Source organism: Paraburkholderia franconis (genome assembly GCF_009362735.1).
Classification (GTDB): domain Bacteria; phylum Pseudomonadota; class Gammaproteobacteria; order Burkholderiales; family Burkholderiaceae; genus Paraburkholderia; species Paraburkholderia franconis.
On record NZ_WHNP01000010.1, the window covers coordinates 44,359 to 61,739 of the forward strand.

The following is a 17,381-nucleotide window of genomic DNA, read 5'->3' on the forward strand; positions in this document are numbered from 1 at the left end:
TCCCCGTCTCTCTAGTTGCCTTCGTTGATCGTGAACGCCTGCGGATCGACGAGCATCATCATCATCATTCCGCCAGGGAAGATGTTGTTCGTGGTGATCTCGCGCTCATTGTGCGAATGCCACATGTAGGCGAATCCCGCTTCGGAGGTCGGCGGATTCGCGATCGTGCCGCTCGGCGGCGTCGTGCCCGTGAACGACGTCGCGCGGATCGTCGCGTCGGGGCCGAGATATGGACTGCCGCCGTACCACGGGCCGTTCGTCAGCACGCGTGCATCGGGCAACGTCACGGGGCCGCCGCTGCCGACATTGCCGAACGGATGCGCTTCGAGCGGCTTGTCGTGGTCGGCGCACCACTCGTAGTAGTTCGGCGCATTGGGCGGCGCGGGGGGATTGCTGTTGACGGTGTAATAGCCGTTCGCATCGGGAATGCAGACGCTGCCGTCGCCCGCCGTATGGCCGTAGACGTCCCAGTTCAGCCCCTTGCCCGTCCAGTAGAAGATGCCGTCCAATGCGAGGCCGGGCGTCGTGGTCGTCGTAAAGAGCAGCGGCCCCGCGAGCTTCGTCGAATCCGTCTTGCTCAACAGCAGATTGCCGTCGCGCGCGAGCACGCGCACGTGATTGCCGTGCTCGTGGAACGGATGCTGCCAGCGGCCCGAGCCGATCACGCGCAACAGCACGAGTTCGCCCGGATGCATATGCGGATTGCCGTTGTACGGCTGATGCGGATACTGCTGCGCGTAGTTCGGGTCCATGTCGTCGGGCATCGAGCGGCCGTTGATCATGAAATACGCGGGGTGATAGGGCTCGGTCTCGACGGACATGCAGCCCGTCGGCTGCGAGCACGCCTTGCTCGCTTCCTGCTCGGCCTGCGTATGGATGCGCAGGTCCATCTCCGAGAACTGGAACAGGTACTCGCGGTCGTAGCAGGTCGACGGATGGTTGTATGCGGCAGCGGCATTGCGGAAGTCGGGCTGGCCGTCGGGCAGCGTCCCCTGCACGGCACGGCAGCCCGCCGGCACGGCGAGCGCGCCGGGCGCCGACGTCGGCAGCACGATGATCGCGCCCGACAGGCCCATCTCCACCTGCAGATCGCCCTGCGTGCCGCTGTAGTACGCATGCGTGCCCGGCGTCGAAGCGACGAAGCTGTACGTCACGCTGTTGCCGTGCGTCGCTTCGCGCGTGAGCAGGCCGGGCACGCCCGTGAGCGTCGTCGGACAGGTGCCGTCCGTGTTGAGCGCGGCGGCGCAGACCTGGAAGCCGGGAAACAGGATCGACGTGTTGCCCGCCGCTTCGGGCAGGTTGTTCGTCAACGTGACGGTGACGACGTCGCCCTGCTTCACGATCAGCGTCGGCCCCGGCACCTGCATGCTCGGGCAGTTCGCGCCGGGAATGCTGGCGGGAGAAAAGCCCGACGGCGCGGTGCGGCAGCCGTAGCCCCACGCATAGACGCTCGTTCCGTCAGGCTGGCTGATGCGGTTGGCCTCGGCGCTGAGATCGAAGCTCGTCCCCGTGATGCCCGGCGCGGCCGCGTGCGCATTCAGACAGTACAGCAGCATGACGAGAGCCGCGCAGAAGAGCGCGTGGGCGAGCGTGAAACGCAGCGCCGGGCCGCGGCGCGCGTGTCTTGCGCGCCAGAGGTTGTCGATGATGTTGCCCACGGCTCATCTCCTAGGTGCAGGACTTCGTGGTCGGGTCCACCGAATGACAGATGTGGACCTCGGTCATCAATCCGCCGAAGTTCTCGGCATCGTTCGACAGGTGATCGAGGTTCGGCGTGTACAGATAGAAGACGGAGCCCGCCGCGTAGCGCGTCGTATCGCTCGCGTCGAGAATCACGTCGATCGACTCGCCGCCGCCGAGCGTGATCGAGTTGGTCATATAGGTCATGTCGTTGCCCGCCAGGTCGCGCAGCAGGCGCGCGTTGACACCGATCACGTGCATCGGAATCCCCAGCGAGGCGAGTGTCTGGAATTCGCTCGTGTCGAGGTCCGAAATCCGCAAGAGCGCCTTGCCGCCCGCCGGAATGTTGATGAGCGCGGGCAGCGGCTGCGAGAAGTGCTGCGAGCCGTCGGCGACGGGCGTCTGTATCGGACCTTGCGTAACGGTGTCGGGATAGCTGCGGCCGTTGAGCAGGAAGTACTTGTCCTTCATGTCGGTGAAGGGCTCCGGATTGAACGTCATGCCCACGAAGTGGAAGTTCGGATCGAAGCCGTGAATCTGCACCGGGTACTCGACGTCATAAGCGGTCGTGCCGTCGCCGTCGTTGTACGCGTAGAGCGTCGGCGTGCCGCTCTTGTTGTTCGCGTGCATGTATCCGTTCGGCAGCGGCAGCGGCGTCGAGCAGAGAATGTCGTTGCCGCATGCCGTGCGCGGATCTTTTTGCTGCAGCACCAGCGCATCGTAGAGCTTGGCGCCGCCCGCCACGCGGTTCTGGCGCGGCCTCACGAAGATCTGCCCGACCATGCCCATCTGCAAATGCTCAGGCGGCGTGATGTGGCAGTGCCAGAAGTAGGTGCCCGCGTCGGGCGCGAGGTAGTAGTAAGTGAAGCTCGCGCCGATATTGATCGCGACCGACGCATCCGGTACGCCGTCATAAAACGACGACGCATTCGGATAGCCGTGGAAGTGCACCGTATGCTGCTCGAACAGGTCGGGCCGCATGATCATGCCGACGTTGGTCAGCGTGAGGAAGAACTCGTCGTCCTCGTCGATCGCCATCGTCGGCGCGGGCATGTTGCCGTTCATCACGCCCACGTCCATGATCTGGCGCGGATCGACGTGGCCCGTCAGCTGCCCCGGCGGCGTCGAGTCCGGATCGGGCACGAGACCGATCGCGCCGTTGTAGTTGGGATCGGCGGCCGTGCCGACCACGTTGAACACCGACGCGAACTCGGTGCCCGGCAGTCCCTTCTTGATGTCGGCAAGACCCGACAACGGGCCGAATGCGAACAGATAGGTCTGCGTGCCGTCGGCCATCGTCGCATAGCCGTCGCCGCCCGAGATCTGCTGGCATTTGATCGCGCCGTTCACGACGTTCGTCGGCTGAGAGGTCGATCCCGTGAAGGACGGGCCCGTGTAGGCAGGTTCGCCCGCGCCTGCCGGCAACGCATTCGGATGCAGCGTGGTGGTGGGCGGACATTGCACCCGGAAGGACTGCGCGAAGGACGGCAACGCGAACAACAGTAGCAACAGCGCCGCCACGCCGTTGCGATATGCGAGGGTACTGAACATAGGACCTCCGCTGAGGAGTCAGTCAGCGCGGGGGCGCGCTGCCGTCGGGCTCTGCGATCACGGGACCAGGCGCATCGTCACACCTTCCCGTATCTGGATTTTGCAGATGGGCAACGAACGGCGGGATGGGGCACCTCCCTACACTTGCGGTAGGGTTGACCCAACAGGAACGGGGAATACGCGGCAATGCACGCGCCGCGTATGGGCAGATGACGTGAGACTTTGCGCCGGGCGGCTGTGATAGCGTCCATCGTATGAATGCTGCAAGCAGAACGAGGCGCGCGTGAGCACGACACCACAGCAATTCGCAGACGCGATCGAAGCGGCATTACGGCCGCTCGCAAATCCGGAACAGGCCGCGAAGATGGAGCGGTACATGTTGAACCGCTACGTATTTCTCGGACTACCTGCGCCGGTTCGGCGCGATGCAGTGAAGGCACTGATCGCGCAACAGTGGCAGTCGCCGCATGCGCTGCTCGACGCGACTCGACAGTCGTGGAACAAAGCGGAGCGCGAATGCTGCTACACGGCCATCGATCGGTGATCGACTTTCGGCGGCTGAACCATCAGACGCAGCGCATGCCGCCCAAGCATTCAGTAGAGTCCGGGCAGGACGCGATATCGCACTCTGCTTCTGTACGCGCGATAAAGCGCATCGTTGTTCAGGAGCCGCTCCTCCCGTCCGATTCGCCCAACCTGCAATGCAAACAGAACACCGTAAACCACCAGGTTCCGCACGCCGAAGTTCGAAAGCAGAAAACCGACGTCCGCGATCAAATAGCCGAGATAAATCGGATGCCGCACGAAACGGTATGCCCCTGTGGAAACGACACCGCGGTTCGCTGGCAGGATGCCGAACGAGCGGCGAAGCGAAGCCTTGGCAAAAATCTGCCAGCAGATCCCGGCAACCTGGAGCGTCGCCCCCACTGATTCCGGCACAAGCTGGACACCCGGTGCGAGTTGAACCGCGAGGAAGTAATAGGATGCCCCCATCGAACAGAAGAATGCGAACGGCGTCCAGTCGCGCCGCACAGGCACGCGCGTGAACAGCGACAAGCCCATCGTCATGCATTCCGCGACGACGAGCAGCACCAACGTGATGCGCTCCGGATCGGCACGCCAGTGAACGAACGCCATATAGCAGAAGATGCTCAGCGTGACTGCCGCGCACACCCGCGCCATGACTTCGAGAAGCACGTCCATGACCCGTGGCGAAGCCGGGGTTGCAACCTGTCCCGAGCAGAGCTCCAGTTGTGCAGCAGAATTCCCTTCATGATCGATGATCGTGTTCATACCCTTCCCCGATTCACTCTTGTCTTTACGTTGTCCTCTGGCGGCCCGCGCGGGAACGTACGTGCGCGTCAGTCCGTCTGGTTTTCTTCGAGGTAGCCGTCCACGATTTGCACGAGGCCGGAAAGATACTTCTTGATGCTCTCCAGTTCCGTGCTGTCGAGTCGGCTGTCGAATTCGGCGAGACTGCGATTGACCTGCTCATAACAGACATTGATCAGCGTTCGGCGTCCGGCGACGAAACGCAGCAGAATGCGCCGCCCGTCAGTCGGGTCCGTTTCCCGCTTGATCAAGCCTGCCTTTTCAAGACGTTTGAGCGACGTCGTGATACTGCTCGGCGACAGCCGCATGAGCTTCGACAGTCGGCCAGGCGTGACGGGCTGAACCTCGTCATAGCAGGCCACTTCCAGGCACTTGAGATCGGTGACGTTCAGCCCGAGACGCTCGGCCACGAACTGGTTGAAAGCCGCCAGCTTGACGCCCAGCATGAATCGCAACTTGACGACTTCCGCGTTTTTTTCTGCATATGTCATGTCGTCTCTCCTGTCATCACGTTCCCCCGCCCATCGCCGCGATTGTCGGCAGGAGCACGCGAACCACCTGAATGAAGGCGGGGCCAAGCAGCACCATCATCAGCGTGGGGAAGATGCAGAACATCAGCGGGAACAACAGTTTGACGGCGATCTTTCCCGCAGCCTCTTCTGCGCGCAACCGGCGCTTCAGGCGCAGATTTTCCGAATGCACGCGCAACGAGTCGCCAACGCTGGTGCCGAAACGTTCGGCCTGAATCAGCATTGCCACCAGCACGTCGAGATCTTCCACGCCAGTGCGCATCGCGAGATTCTTCAGCGCCGTTTCCTTGCTCTGCCCCGCCCGGAGTTCGAGCAGAAGAAGCTGCAATTCATCGCTCAGGATCCGGCTCTTGATATGCATCTCGTCGGCCACCTTCATCAGTGCCGCATCCAGCCCAAGCCCCGCTTCGATACAGACGGTGAGCAGATCGAGCGCGTCGGGAAAGTCCTCGAAGATGGACTGCTGGCGACTCTGTATCCGGCGCGCCAGCACGACGTTCGGCAGATAGTAGCCAACGACGGCAAGCACCAGCAGCAGCAGGGCGACCTTGTGGCCTGCATCCGTGGCGACGTAGGGCGCGGACACGACCAGGCAGAGGAGCGGCAGCCCAACTACGAGCACCGTCTTCGCCGCGAAGTAGAGTGCCGGCGCCGATGCGTTGCGCCATCCCGCGTGCATGAAACGCGTGCGCAATGGGGAGCGCTCCCAGCCTTCCTTCGGAATCGAGAGGCTCGCGAGCGGCTTCGATACCTCCGCGATCTTCCTGACCCACTGCGCGTCGATATCGTTCGACGCATCCTGTTGCGGCGTGTCGCCGCCTGTAATCGTCTTCAGGCGTCGATTCACCGAATTGGGCATGAGCACCGCCATCGCGCCGAAGGCGGCAACAGCAACGATCGCGAAGACGATGGCAAGCAATATGATCTGCTCTGTTTTCATCGCAGGCATGGGACGGACCCATCTCCATTCAGATATTCAAACGTGAATCCGGATGATCTTCCGCATCCACACGGCGCCAAACACCATCATGACGGCCGAAGCGCCGATTAGCTTGAGTCCCGCCGGGTCGGTCCACAGTATGTTGATAAACCCGGGGTTGATGACCGAAATGACCAGTGCGACCCCGAAAGGCAGGAGTCCAAGTATCCAGGCCGACAGCCGCCCCTCGGCAGAGAGCGCCTTTACCTTGCCGAGCAACGCGAGCCGGCTCCGGATCAGGCTGCTGATATTGCCGAGAATCTCAGCGAGATTGCCGCCGCTTTCGCGCTGGATCAGCACGGCAATCACGAAGTAGCGCAGGTCGCTGATCGGAACGCGGCTCGCGAGCGCGCCCAGCGCTTCATTGAGCGGGACACCGAAATTGATTTCGTCGAATGCGGTGCGAAACTCGCCGCCGATTGGCTCCGGCATCTCGTCGCCGACGATTCCGAGTGCGGTCGAGAACGAGTGGCCTGCGCGCAATGAGCGGCTCATCATGTCCGCAGCCTCCGGCAACTGCGCCTCGAGCCGCTTGAGCCGCTTGATTTTTGCGCGGTGGACCCTGAACGGTGCAAACGCGGCCGCGACCAGCACCAGCGCGACAACCGCCGGGATCGGGATATAGACCATCTGGGCGATCAGCACGAACACGATGGGTGGGCATGCCGTCAGCACGATGAACTTGCCGACCGTCCAGTCCAGACCCGACTGAATCAACCAGCGGTCGAGCGCATGAATCCGCGGCACTTTCAGCAGCAGCCGGGTCATCAGCGGCGACGCGCTCAACTCGCGCTGCTTGAGAATCGACACCGCGCGTTCATGGCCGTGGCCACCCGCAGACATCATCCGGATGCGGTTTTCGAGGCGCTTCGCCTCGCTGCTGTGCCGGCTATGCCACCACAGATAGCCGGCTTCGACCAGCAGGATGATCGAGGCAAACACCAGGATGACGAATCCATAGAATATAAAGTTCATGTCAGATCCCTCGCAAAGTCATTCCCGTCATGCGGGGTTCATACGGGGTAGTGCTTCGACGGGTCGTACAGCGTATCGGGCACGGCAACGCCGAACGCCTGCAGACGCTCGGAGAATTTCGGCCGCACGCCCGTCGCGCAAAAATGCCCGCATACTTTTCCGTCGCGATCGACGCCGGCACGCCTGAACGTGAAAATCTCCTGCAGGTTGATGACGTCGCCTTCCATCCCCGTGATTTCCTGAATGCTCGTGATCTTTCTGCGTCCGTCCGTCAGGCGCGCGACCTGGATGATCACGCTGATCGCCGAACTGATCTGATGGCGCGCGGATTTGGGCGGCAGATTCAGCCCTGCCATGCCAATCATGTTTTCGAGCCGCGTGAGCGCGTCACGCGGGGTATTCGCGTGCACCGTCGCAAGCGATCCTTCGTGGCCCGTGTTCATCGCCTGCAGCATGTCGAGCGCCTCGGCGCCGCGCACCTCGCCGAGGATGATGCGGTCCGGCCGCATCCGCAGCGCATTGCGCACCAGCGAGCGCTGGGTAATCTCGCCCCGGCCTTCGATATTGGGCGGCCGCGTTTCGAGACGCAGCACGTGCATCTGGCGCAGCTGAAGCTCGGCGGCATCCTCGATCGTGACGATCCGTTCGTCCGACGGAATGAATCCCGACAGCACGTTCAGCAGCGTCGTCTTGCCGCTGCCCGTTCCGCCCGAGACCAGCACGTTCATCTTCGCGGCCGACATCGCTTCGAGCACCTGCAGCATCGGCGGCGTCATGCTCTGATTCTCGATCAGGTCTTTCGTGCTGAGCGGATTGACGGCGAAGCGGCGAATAGACAGCAAGGGCCCGTCGATGGCGGACGGCGGAATGATCGCGTTCATCCGCGAGCCATCGGGAAGACGCGCGTCCACCATCGGATTCGACTCGTCGACCCGGCGGCCGACGCGCGACACGATCTTTTCGATCACCTTCATCAGATGCGCGTCGTCATAGAACGTGACGTCGGTCAGTTCGAGCTTGCCGCGCCGCTCGACGTAGACATGCTTGTATGTGTTCACGAGGATATCGGAGATCGTCGGATCGGCCAGCAGCGGTTCGAGCGGGCCAAAGCCGAGCATCTCGTCGCGCACGTCGCGCACGAGCTGCCGGCGCTCCAGCTCGTTTATCGGCACGTTGTCTTCTTCGACGATTCGCTCGACCAGTTGCGCGAGTTCATGCTGGATCTGATCGTTCGACAGGCGCTGCAGCTTTTCCAGTTCGACGCGATCGATGATCGACTGATGAACGTTTTTCTTCAGTTCCTGGTAGGCCCTTTGCGCCATTTTCGAGCGATGTATGCCCTGGTCCTGCAGCGACGCTTCGGGCTGGTGGAAAAACTGCTCGCGCAGTGTCATCACGTTGTCCATTGTGGTTCTCCTGTTTTGCTCACCGCTTTGCTCAGCCTGTTTCCCGGGCGCTTCACACTCTGCTCAATGCAGGCCGGCTAAAGAATTTCTGCAGGATGCTGTTGCTCCGCTCGGCCGCCGGCGGGGGCGACAGACTGCGCACCAGTTCGCTCAATCCTTTCGCGACGCCGCTCGATCGGGCAAGGCGCAGGATGGGCACGCCCTGGTTGATCGAGGCGGACACGGACGCCTCGTCTTCAGGGATCACGCTCGCCACGCGCAGGCCCAGCGCTTTCTCCAGTTCCGACAGCCCCACGGGCCCTTTCTTTTCATAGCGGTTGACCAGCACGCGGACCTTGTCGCCGCGATAGCCAAGCGAGCGAAAAATTTCCAGCAACTTGCGGCCGCCCCGCAGATACGGCAGGCTCAGTTGCAGCACGGGGAAGATGTATTCGCTCTGATCCAGCGCGGCGATCGACACATTGCTGATGCTCTGCCCGATATCGAAGATGACGAGATCGTATTGAGGACGCGCCAGGTTCAGGATGCGTTGCAGATGCTCCGGCTTGATGTCCTTCGCTCGCGCCGGGTCGGGCGCCCCGGCGAGCACGTCGAAGCTGTCGCTGACTCGCGTCAGGCATGCCTCGAAAAACGCGGGGTCGAGCCGTTCGATCTGCGCGCTGACATCGGCGAGCGTGGCAGGCGGCGTGGCTTCGGATACGAGGAAGGCCGCTTCTCCGAACTGCTGGTTCAGATCGATCAGCAGTGCGCGCTTGCCCGAGGTCGACGCCGCGAACGCGAGATTCGCCGCAAGAAACGACGTGCCGCTGCCGCCCTTGCAGGAAACGAACGAGATCACCCGGCCGTCGCGCCGCGTGCCGTTGGTCTTCGTCGCGATGCGCTCGACGGCACGCCGCAAGTCCTCGGGATCGGCTGGCCACGGCTGCACGTCCCTCACGCCTGCGCGCATCGCGCGAATCAGCAGATCGGTGGACGGCGATGGCGTCAACAGCATGCAGGTCAGATCGGCATGCTTCGTCGCAATGGCCAGCAGTGCATCGAAGTCCTGTTGTGTCAGATGCGCGCCGTCGAGGATCAGCAGGTCGACGCCATCGAGCGCTTCCTTGTCCGTGCAGAGATCGAGCAGGCCTGCCGTCGAAGTCCTGATGCGATGGTGGGAACCGCCTGCCTCGACAATCCGTGCGACGGCGCTGGCGTGCGCCGGATCGGATGAAATCGTGAGAATGTCGATCATTTCATTCGTCCCGTAATAAGCGATGGTCTAGATGCAGGTTGGATTGGTGCCGTTCACGCTGTTCAGGCTTTCTCGCGGCAAGGTCGTCGAGAACGGCGGCATCGCCAGATTGAACGGCACGAATGGCACCACGGTATTGACCGTGACGTTCGTAATGGCCACCGTGACCGACGTGCACGTCGATGCGTCGCAATTGTTCGGCGTGTACGTAATCGTGACGTTGGCGGGTTTCAGTATCGGCAGCATCTGCTGCATGCCCTTGATCACCGGGTTGGTGGCTGTCTGACTGCTGTTGACATCGCACACGACTGCGACGCGCGCGCCCAGTCTCGTGGCTTCGGATGCCGAGTTCCAGTAAAACAGCACGCGCCCCATCTCCATGATGCCGATGAGCAGCGTGAAGAACATTACCGCGACGAGGGCGAACTCGAGCGCCGCTACACCTCTTTGACGCCGCGCGCCAGGCAGGCGGCCGATTGCGGTTCTGTTCATAGCACTTGCCTCATCACGCAGCTGATGTCCCCGAATTTCATGCCATTCAGGCCGAACCACCCAGTGATCTGCGCGTACGGATATCCCGTGATCGTGACCTCCACGAGATTGATCGTCTCGGCAGCCGGAGTGGTTTGCACGTTCTTGTACTGCCCTGTGCAGCCCGTCGTATTGACCTGATCGCAGACCACGACCATGTTCACAGTCAGGCCTTCGACGAGCGGCGTGCCCGAGCAGTCCTGCGTGCCGGAAACAGCCAGACATTTGGCTTGCGCGAGCGGATAGTCAGTGGTGTCCGTCGGGTCGTAGGTCGAGAGCAGACGCGTCGCGTCCCTGACCGACTTCACGATCGTGTTGTATTGATAGAACGCGTGGCCAAACTCCGCGATGCCGAACAGCAGCGTGCAGAGCGGAATGGCGAGCAGCGCGAACTCGATGGCGACGACTCCGCGCATCCCGCGCGGCGATTTTCTTTGCGGGCGCATGACGTTCTCCTACTGAACCAGTACCGGCACCATCGGCCCGATGCCGGCCGACGTGTTGCCTGGAATGCCTTGAGTTGCGCAAGGCGTGGCCGGGTCGGTCGCGTCGCCGCGATACTCCAGGTAGATGGCGCCGTTAAGCGGCAGGGTGTTGTTGTTCTTCTCCATCGGGTGCAACATCAGAACGCATGACCATGACTGAATCGGAGCCTGCTGACTGTTCTGCAACCCTGAGCAGTCAACGACCGGGACGAGTGCGAGTCTACGGTCGGCGCCACTCACGTAATCGCTCTGCGCTTGCGTCGTTCCTTGCACGTTAAGGCCTCCCTGGTAGGGCGTGTGATTCGGCCGCCGGTTGTCGCGGAAATCCGGGAACTTGTTCATGCCTGGAATGACGCCGCCGCTGTTGATGAGCGTCGTATCCGTCGGCCAGTAGGCGTAGCCCGTGAAATCCGATACGCCGCTCGGGTTCGGCGGCCCGTTGTAGGGATTCTGGTAGATCCCGAAACGGGTGTTCCATGCGCCGTCCAGGCTTTGAACGTTGCCCGTCTTGCCGACCTGCGTTCCGAGCGTTGGCAACGTGCATTGTCCCGAGCCCGTCAGCATGGCTTTCATGTCGGGCACACTGTTCGCGCCCGGGTACGCGACCCACATGAAGTTGCCCGTCAATTGACCGTCCGAACCCACCTTGCTGGGAATCCAGTCGCCCGGGTTGTATGGGCTGCCCGCGGCAGGCTTGCAGATGGCGACAGGCAGCGCGCACGTGGTTTGCGACTGCGTGGTCGACGCAACCGCCGTCGCCGCGACAGCCGACGTTCCAAGCGCCGAGTTGAGCACCTGCATGAACCAGTTGGCGATACCCGTGCGGTTCACCGTGCAACGCACATAGCCGATGTTCGGCACGTCGGCCGTCGTGAACTGGTCCTTCGTCAGATAAGGGCCCGTGAACTGCTTGCTGAACGTGACGTTGCTGTTCGTCGCAAGCGCCACGTTCTCGCTTTGCAGCAGCACGCGGTTGCTCGACCCGACCGTCATGCCCGCCGCCTCGGGTGCCGCGAGCGACACCGCGTGCGTCAGGTCGCGTGCCGCCGCGAGCGCGCAGGCGTCGGCTGCATTGGACAATTCGCTCTTCGCGACATACAGCTTGCCCAGATCGATCGCGATGCCGGCGAAGGCGACCAGCACCGCGAGCGTGAGCGCGACGATGATCGCCACGACGCCACGCTCGCCGCGACGAGCGGCACCGTATCCACGAGGTTGATTGACGCGACGCATGACGATCTCCCGTGCCTGTTCCCGTTCCTACTGCCCCGAGCTTCCGTTGCCTATTCCGATGACGTACGGATTCGCCGTCTGCAGAGGTCTCTGGAAGTTCTTGTCGTAGTTGTCCATTGCGGCAGTGGCGGCCACGCCGTCGATGCCCTGTGTGGCGGGCGCATGCTCGCCGGCGTGCGGATCGATGATCTGCGCCTGGGTGACGGCTTTCAGCGCCTTGCCGAAATTCGCATCCCAGATCGGCGTGCTGGTCATGCATCCGTTCAGCGCGAGACAGGCGGGCAAGACGAGCGCTGCGCGACGCGCGAAGACAATGAGTTCGAGTTTCATGAGATTCCCCTTGGCATCAGATCAGCGGCCCAGCGCATGGCTTGACGCATTGGCATTCGTGACTTCCTGTCGACCTTCGAGCACGGCGATTCTTCGGGCGGCGGCTTCGATGCGCGCCGCCCTGTCCGCGTTCCCGTCCTTCATCGAGGTCTGTGCGGCAGGCTGTGCGGGTGTCCGCATATCAGCCGGCGGCTCCTCGGTGCCCGTCGTCGACGGCCGGGCCGGCGTGTCCGACGTTGCCTGCGTGTCGTGCGGAGGGAGGGCCATCGTGGCAGGCGCGGCGGGCGCCTGAGGCGCGGGAGCGGGAGCCGGACCGGGCACCGGCTGCACGTCCGGCGGCGTGCCTACGGGCGCCACGGAAGTCCTGCCATGACGGCCTTCCATGTTGCCTGTCGCATAGACGTCGACGACATTCGGTTGCGAGAAGCTGTCCGTCGGCAGCGGATAGTTCTGCGTTTGCATCGGCTTCACCAGATGCGGCGTGATGATGAACACGAGTTCCGTCAGGTCCTGCTGGAAATTCGTGCTGCGAAGCAATGCGCCGAGAACGGGCACTTCGCCCAGCCCCGGAACCGCTTTCAGCGCACCCGTCACGTTGCTGCTCAACAGGCCGCCGATCGCGAACGATTCGCCATCGTGCATCTGGACAACCGTCGATGCGCGGCGCGTGTTGATGAGCGGCAGGATGGAAATACCCGTCGAGCCGGAGGCGGAGACCGTCACACCCGTGGGCGACAGTTCGGACACTTCGGGCGCCACCCTCAGGTTGATCTGCCCTCCCGCCAGCACAGTCGGCGTGAACCTGAGCCCGACGCCGAACTCTTCCTGCTGCAGCGTGATGCTCGCTACGCCGTTGCCGCTGCTCTGCGGAATGGGAATGAAGATTTTGCCGCCCGATAGGAACGTGGCCTCCTGGCCGCTGACCGTCACGAGGTTCGGTTCTGCAAGAATCTTGACCAGATTGTCAGTCTTCTGCGCATCGACCGCGAGATTGAACGGACGGTTGTTGGCCTTGCTGGCGGCGAACGCGCTCGTCACGCCGGCCAGCAGGTTGCTCACCAGCGCCCCCGTCCACGAGCCGAAGCCGCCCTGGATGTTGACGGCCGAGCCCAACTGGTTGATCAGCGTCTTCGCCACCTCCGCGACCTTGACTTCGAGCATCACCTGCTGCGGCGAATCGACGGACATCATATTGATGACTGTCGTCGCCTTGCTCGTGCTCGAGCTTTGCTGGCTCACGCTCGTCGTCCCGTTGCCGGAATTCGCCGACGCGGCCTGCTGTTGCTGCGTGGGTTGTGAGTCCGCGAATGCCTGAGCGATCTGCATGGCCTGCTGTGCCGCGGGCGCACTCGACACGCGGCCAGCCAGCACGAGGTTGCCGGCCGCCGTCGATACGCGGATGCCCCGCTCTTCGGGCATCAGCTGGCCGAGCGCCCGCTGCAGCCCTTCGGCGTCGACATTGACGATCACGTTGATCATCTGGCACGCGCCGCTCTTGCCCTGCACGATCATGTTGGTCGTGCCGACCGTCATCCCGACGACGTAAAGCGTACGGGGCGACACCAGCGCAGCCTGCACGACGACCGGGTTGCCGAGCGTGCGATTGCGCGCAGGCTCGGCAAGCGGTACGAGGACCGATTTGCCGACGGGTACGTTGACGCTGGTTTCGTCGCGGATTTCTCCCGTGCAACTCGGGCCGCGCAACGGAATCGGCCCGCTCATCGCAACGGCAGCCGGCTGTCCCTGCATCGGCGCCATCGCGACCATCATCGGCGCTGCGCCGCGCGCGGTCGGCAGCGGCGGATTCGCACCGCGCTTCGCAAGTGCCGGGTATTCGATCGCTTCCTGCGCCTCACTGGTCTGCGCGGCCACCAGCCCAAAGCAAAGCGCCGCGACGAGCGCCGTGCTGCGCAGTGAGCGGCCCTGCATCTGGCAGCCGCCCGGAACCCCCTGATTCGTCTTCATTTTTCAATGCCCCCGTTACCCGATGTCTTTCGATCGCGACGTGTGGTCCTTGCGGCGCCGGATGTCCAGCGCTCGCTCACGCCCTGTCCAGTTCCGCCTAGAAACACTCGACGCTGCCCAGCACGCCTGATAGAACGCCTACGCAGTCGCGCGGTGCGGCGTGCCGCACCACGTAGTGCGCGCGTACGGGCCGCACAGGTGCCGCGGGCGCCGACGCGGCCACCGGCGCTGACGCGCCGAGCAACGTGAACTTCGTTGCGCCGACGGTCGGCAGCGTGGCGGTATCGACCTGGTTGCGCAGCACGAGCGACAGCGTGCCCACGCTGCGCGCCAGATCGAGCTTCTCTGCCTGCTCGGGCGTAACTTCGAGCGTGACGGCATTGACGACCTTAGGCTTGGTCTCGTCGCGGCCGACTTCCTGGGCGACGGCGAGCACCAGGATCTTCTCGAGCACGATCTTGGAGATGCTTTCGTCCTTGCTCGAGCCCTTGTCGCTGCCTTTGTCCTGCTGCGTGCTGACGATGATGTCGACGTAGTTGCCGGGCAACGCGAATCCCGCCACGCCGATCACGTCGTTCACCCGCACGGTGATGGCGCGGCGCCCCTCCGCGATCACGGCCGACAGGCCGCCCACTGTGCCGACGGGCGTGAGCTTGCCTTCGAGAATCGGCTCGCCGCGCAGCACGCTGTTCTTCATCACGCGCCCGTCGAGTTTCTGCACGTCGCCGAACGTGCCGGGCGGCACGCTGCCCGATGGCCAGTCGACCATCTTGATGAACTCGGGATTCAGCCGCTGGCCGAGATTGATGTCGACGGCCGCGACGGCGACCTTCGCCGTCATGCCCGACGACTTGTCCATCAGCCAGCGCGATGCCATTGCCACGGCGCCGAGTCCGGCCACGGCAGCTATCACCAACATCACGAGGGCGCGTACGTTCTTCATGGTGAACCTCCCTGATTACTGACCTGTTTCCTGATTAGGGTTTCCGGCCGCTTAACCGGTCCATTAACCGGCCGCTGATTTTTTTGCGCCCCGCTCCGAGGCGCCCTGCTGTTGCGTCGGCGGCGGGGCGTCGTGCTCACCCGTGACCGCGAAATAGCTGTTCCAGGCACGCAACAGATTCAGTGCATCGGCGATTGCGGGCTGATCCAGGTACTTCGCGTTGGCGAGCACGATGCGTAGAAGATCGCCCGGATAACAGGCGAGCAACGGCCGGCCCGACGTCATGTGCAGGTGATGAACGAGATATTCGAACGCATCGTCATCCGAAATGACATTGAGTTCTCCGCAGCGGCGCTCGTACACGGCCCGGTACTCGGCGACGTCGAGCGGACCGACGTACAGCTTGCAGCCCAGGCGCCGGAAGAAGGCCTCGTCGCCCAGATCGCCCGGCGCGAAGTTGCTCGAGAACGCAACCCAGACGTCGAACGGAAGCGAGAAGCGCAAGCCCGTGTGCAAGGTCAGCATGTCGCGGCCGCGGTCGAACGGCACGATCCAGCGGTTGAGCAGTTCGGCCGGCTCGACGCGCTGACGGCCCAGGTCATCGACCACGTACAGCCCGCCGTTGGCTTTCACGTGCGGCGGCGCCTGATAGAAACCGCTCGCTGCGTCGTAGCGCAACTCGAGCATGTCGAGCGTCAGTTCGCCGCCCGACAGCACCGTCGGCCGGCGACAAATCTGCCACCGTGCGTCGCTCGGGGCGCCCGATGCGCTGTCGTGCGCGGTGCCTGTGACGGGGTCGTGAATGAGCGGATCGAAAATCTGGATCACTTCGTTCTCGACCGCGATTGCATAGGGCACGGCGACGCGGCCCGGCAACAGCTTGCCCAATCGTTCGGCAAGCGAAGTTTTTCCGCTGCCCGGCGGGCCAAAGAAGATCACCGGCTTGCCGCTATTGACCGCGCCGCCGATGTCGTCGAGCAGAGAGGTCCTGACCGTCAGCCCTGCGAAGGCCGCGCGCATCTGTGCGTACGTCACGTGCATGTGCCGGACGGATTGCCGCTTCAGCGCCGCTTCATAGGTGGCGAGCGATACGGGAGCCGGGCCGACGTAACGGCAGCGGTTCATGAATTCGGACGCACGTTGACGACCGCCTTCCGTCAGCTGCAGTTCGACATCGAGGTCGCTGGCGCCGCGCCGGACGATTTCGAGAATCCGCTCGCGCACGCCGAACGACACGACGCTGTCGAGCACACCGGCGCCGAGCTTGAGACGCTGCGTGAGCTGGGACAGCGTCACTTTGCCCATCACAAAGGCGGACTTGGCGACGAGTTCGAGAAGAAAGGTCTGGTCGAGGCCTGTTTCGGCAATTGTCCGCGGCGCGCGGGCCAGCAGGCTCGCTTCGGCAAGATTCTCATCGGCGCGGGCGCGGCTTGCGTCGTGCAGGCGCGTTACCTCGGCCGACGCTTGCGGCGCCGTGTGTTGTTCGTCTTTCACGTTGTACCCCCGATTGGTCCCGCGCATCGCGCTAAAGATCTCGTGCTGCCTTCTGCTTCCTTGTGCTGCCTTGTGCTCGCGTTATGCCGCCCCTCGGCGTGGGCTCTCTTCCCCGTATGAGTCTTCTGCTCGAATCCGGTGCCGCGTCAAACGATGCTCTGTCCGGCGCGCAGGATCATGATGCTCAACGTACCCAGCGCAATGGCCACGCCATATGGCAGCGACCCGACAGAAGGCAGTGCCACGCTTCGTTCCCTGTCCATCAGACTGCCGCCCCTCGAAAGCAGGATCGCGAGCATGTTGGTCCCCGTCGACTTCAACGCGCGTTTGAACACGACGACTGCGAGCGCCCAGACACCGCCGATCGTGCACGTCACCAGCACAATCTCGAACGCCAGTTCCGGCCCGACGAACGCACCCACCATCGCCATAAGCTTCACGTCGCCCGCGCCCATGCCGCGCAGCAGATACAGCGGAAGGAACAGGACCCCGCCCGTCAGCAATCCGAGCCCCCACGACGCGTACCCTTGGGCTGCACCGTGCTGCCACCACTGCACGGCGAGCGCCAGCGCCAGTCCCGTCACCACGAGCGGGTTTGGAATGCGGCGCGAATGCAGATCCGATCGCGCTGCCACTGCCAACAAACCCAGCAGACAAATGCCGACCGGAAATTCAAAAGCGTTCATGGCGTTTCCCCGTTTGTGCTGCTGCAG

18 protein-coding genes are annotated in these 17,381 nt (G+C 63.2%); 2 read left to right on the forward strand and 16 right to left on the reverse strand.

Annotation, left to right across the window (positions count from 1 at the left end; genetic code table 11):
* Positions 1–11 precede the first annotated feature (11 nt).
* Together GCT13_RS13035 and GCT13_RS13040 are read right to left on the reverse strand one after the other, a co-directional pair.
* The gene (locus tag GCT13_RS13035; protein WP_227746823.1) at positions 12–1,556 is read right to left on the reverse strand and encodes a multicopper oxidase family protein; all 1,545 of its coding nucleotides are present in this window, start codon (positions 1,554–1,556) and stop codon (positions 12–14) included.
* A gap of 112 nt (positions 1,557–1,668) precedes the next feature.
* On the reverse strand, positions 1,669–3,231 hold the full coding sequence (locus tag GCT13_RS13040) for a multicopper oxidase domain-containing protein (RefSeq protein WP_152758549.1): 1,563 nt from the start codon (positions 3,229–3,231) through the stop codon (positions 1,669–1,671).
* Positions 3,232–3,514: 283 nt separating this feature from the next.
* On the opposite strand from GCT13_RS13040, the gene GCT13_RS49160 reads away from it, so the two are divergent.
* Positions 3,515–3,775: a DNA alkylation repair protein gene (locus GCT13_RS49160; RefSeq protein ID WP_152758550.1), complete on the forward strand. Its 261-nt coding sequence runs from the start codon at positions 3,515–3,517 to the stop codon at positions 3,773–3,775.
* 50 nt (positions 3,776–3,825) lie between these two features.
* Here GCT13_RS49160 and GCT13_RS13050 read toward each other — a convergent pair whose 3' ends face one another.
* The 3 genes from GCT13_RS13050 to GCT13_RS13060 all read right to left on the reverse strand — a co-directional run bounded on the left by GCT13_RS13050 (position 3,826) and on the right by GCT13_RS13060 (position 5,952).
* On the reverse strand, positions 3,826–4,524 hold the full coding sequence (locus tag GCT13_RS13050) for a methyltransferase family protein (protein ID WP_152758552.1): 699 nt from the start codon (positions 4,522–4,524) through the stop codon (positions 3,826–3,828).
* A gap of 68 nt (positions 4,525–4,592) precedes the next feature.
* Positions 4,593–5,054, reverse strand: coding sequence for a MarR family winged helix-turn-helix transcriptional regulator (locus GCT13_RS13055; RefSeq protein WP_152758554.1), 462 nt, complete (start codon positions 5,052–5,054; stop codon positions 4,593–4,595).
* Positions 5,055–5,070: 16 nt separating this feature from the next.
* A complete protein-coding gene (locus GCT13_RS13060) occupies positions 5,071–5,952 on the reverse strand; it encodes a type II secretion system F family protein (protein WP_407670781.1) in 882 nt (293 codons plus the stop codon).
* Between GCT13_RS13060 and GCT13_RS50550 the strand changes: the two genes are divergently transcribed.
* Entirely contained in the window at positions 5,951–6,079 is a 129-nt protein-coding gene (locus GCT13_RS50550; protein ID WP_265335287.1) for a hypothetical protein, read from the forward strand. The genes GCT13_RS13060 and GCT13_RS50550 overlap by 2 nt on opposite strands.
* Here the strand turns inward: GCT13_RS50550 and GCT13_RS13065 are convergent.
* The 11 genes from GCT13_RS13065 to GCT13_RS13115 form a co-directional block, all read right to left on the reverse strand.
* Positions 6,070–7,047 (reverse strand): type II secretion system F family protein, encoded by a 978-nt coding sequence (locus GCT13_RS13065; RefSeq protein ID WP_152758558.1) that lies wholly within the window; start codon positions 7,045–7,047, stop codon positions 6,070–6,072. The two genes, GCT13_RS50550 and GCT13_RS13065, sit on opposite strands and share 10 nt — an antisense overlap.
* A 38-nt stretch (positions 7,048–7,085) precedes the next feature.
* Complete coding sequence (locus tag GCT13_RS13070) at positions 7,086–8,441, reverse strand: CpaF family protein (protein WP_193727655.1); 1,356 nt, start codon at positions 8,439–8,441, stop codon at positions 7,086–7,088.
* 64 nt (positions 8,442–8,505) lie between these two features.
* Positions 8,506–9,687 (reverse strand): AAA family ATPase, encoded by a 1,182-nt coding sequence (locus GCT13_RS13075; RefSeq protein WP_152758562.1) that lies wholly within the window; start codon positions 9,685–9,687, stop codon positions 8,506–8,508.
* Positions 9,688–9,714: 27 nt separating this feature from the next.
* Positions 9,715–10,179: a TadE/TadG family type IV pilus assembly protein gene (locus GCT13_RS13080; RefSeq protein ID WP_152758564.1), complete on the reverse strand. Its 465-nt coding sequence runs from the start codon at positions 10,177–10,179 to the stop codon at positions 9,715–9,717.
* Complete coding sequence (locus tag GCT13_RS13085) at positions 10,176–10,664, reverse strand: TadE/TadG family type IV pilus assembly protein (protein ID WP_152758566.1); 489 nt, start codon at positions 10,662–10,664, stop codon at positions 10,176–10,178. Before GCT13_RS13085 ends, GCT13_RS13080 begins: the two co-directional genes overlap by 4 nt.
* A 9-nt stretch (positions 10,665–10,673) precedes the next feature.
* On the reverse strand, positions 10,674–11,936 hold the full coding sequence (locus tag GCT13_RS13090) for a TadE/TadG family type IV pilus assembly protein (protein ID WP_152758569.1): 1,263 nt from the start codon (positions 11,934–11,936) through the stop codon (positions 10,674–10,676).
* Between the two features lie 27 nt (positions 11,937–11,963).
* A complete protein-coding gene (locus tag GCT13_RS13095; RefSeq protein WP_152758571.1) occupies positions 11,964–12,266 on the reverse strand; it encodes a hypothetical protein in 303 nt (100 codons plus the stop codon).
* A 21-nt stretch (positions 12,267–12,287) separates the two neighbouring features.
* Entirely contained in the window at positions 12,288–14,231 is a 1,944-nt protein-coding gene (locus tag GCT13_RS13100; RefSeq protein WP_152758573.1) for a type II and III secretion system protein family protein, read from the reverse strand.
* A gap of 97 nt (positions 14,232–14,328) precedes the next feature.
* Positions 14,329–15,174, reverse strand: a complete 846-nt coding sequence (gene cpaB / locus GCT13_RS13105; RefSeq protein ID WP_152758575.1) for a Flp pilus assembly protein CpaB — start codon at positions 15,172–15,174, stop codon at positions 14,329–14,331.
* 63 nt (positions 15,175–15,237) lie between these two features.
* A complete protein-coding gene (locus GCT13_RS13110; RefSeq protein WP_321574328.1) occupies positions 15,238–16,668 on the reverse strand; it encodes an ATP-binding protein in 1,431 nt (476 codons plus the stop codon).
* Between the two features lie 146 nt (positions 16,669–16,814).
* Complete coding sequence (locus GCT13_RS13115; RefSeq protein WP_152758579.1) at positions 16,815–17,354, reverse strand: A24 family peptidase; 540 nt, start codon at positions 17,352–17,354, stop codon at positions 16,815–16,817.
* Positions 17,355–17,381: the final 27 nt, after the last annotated feature.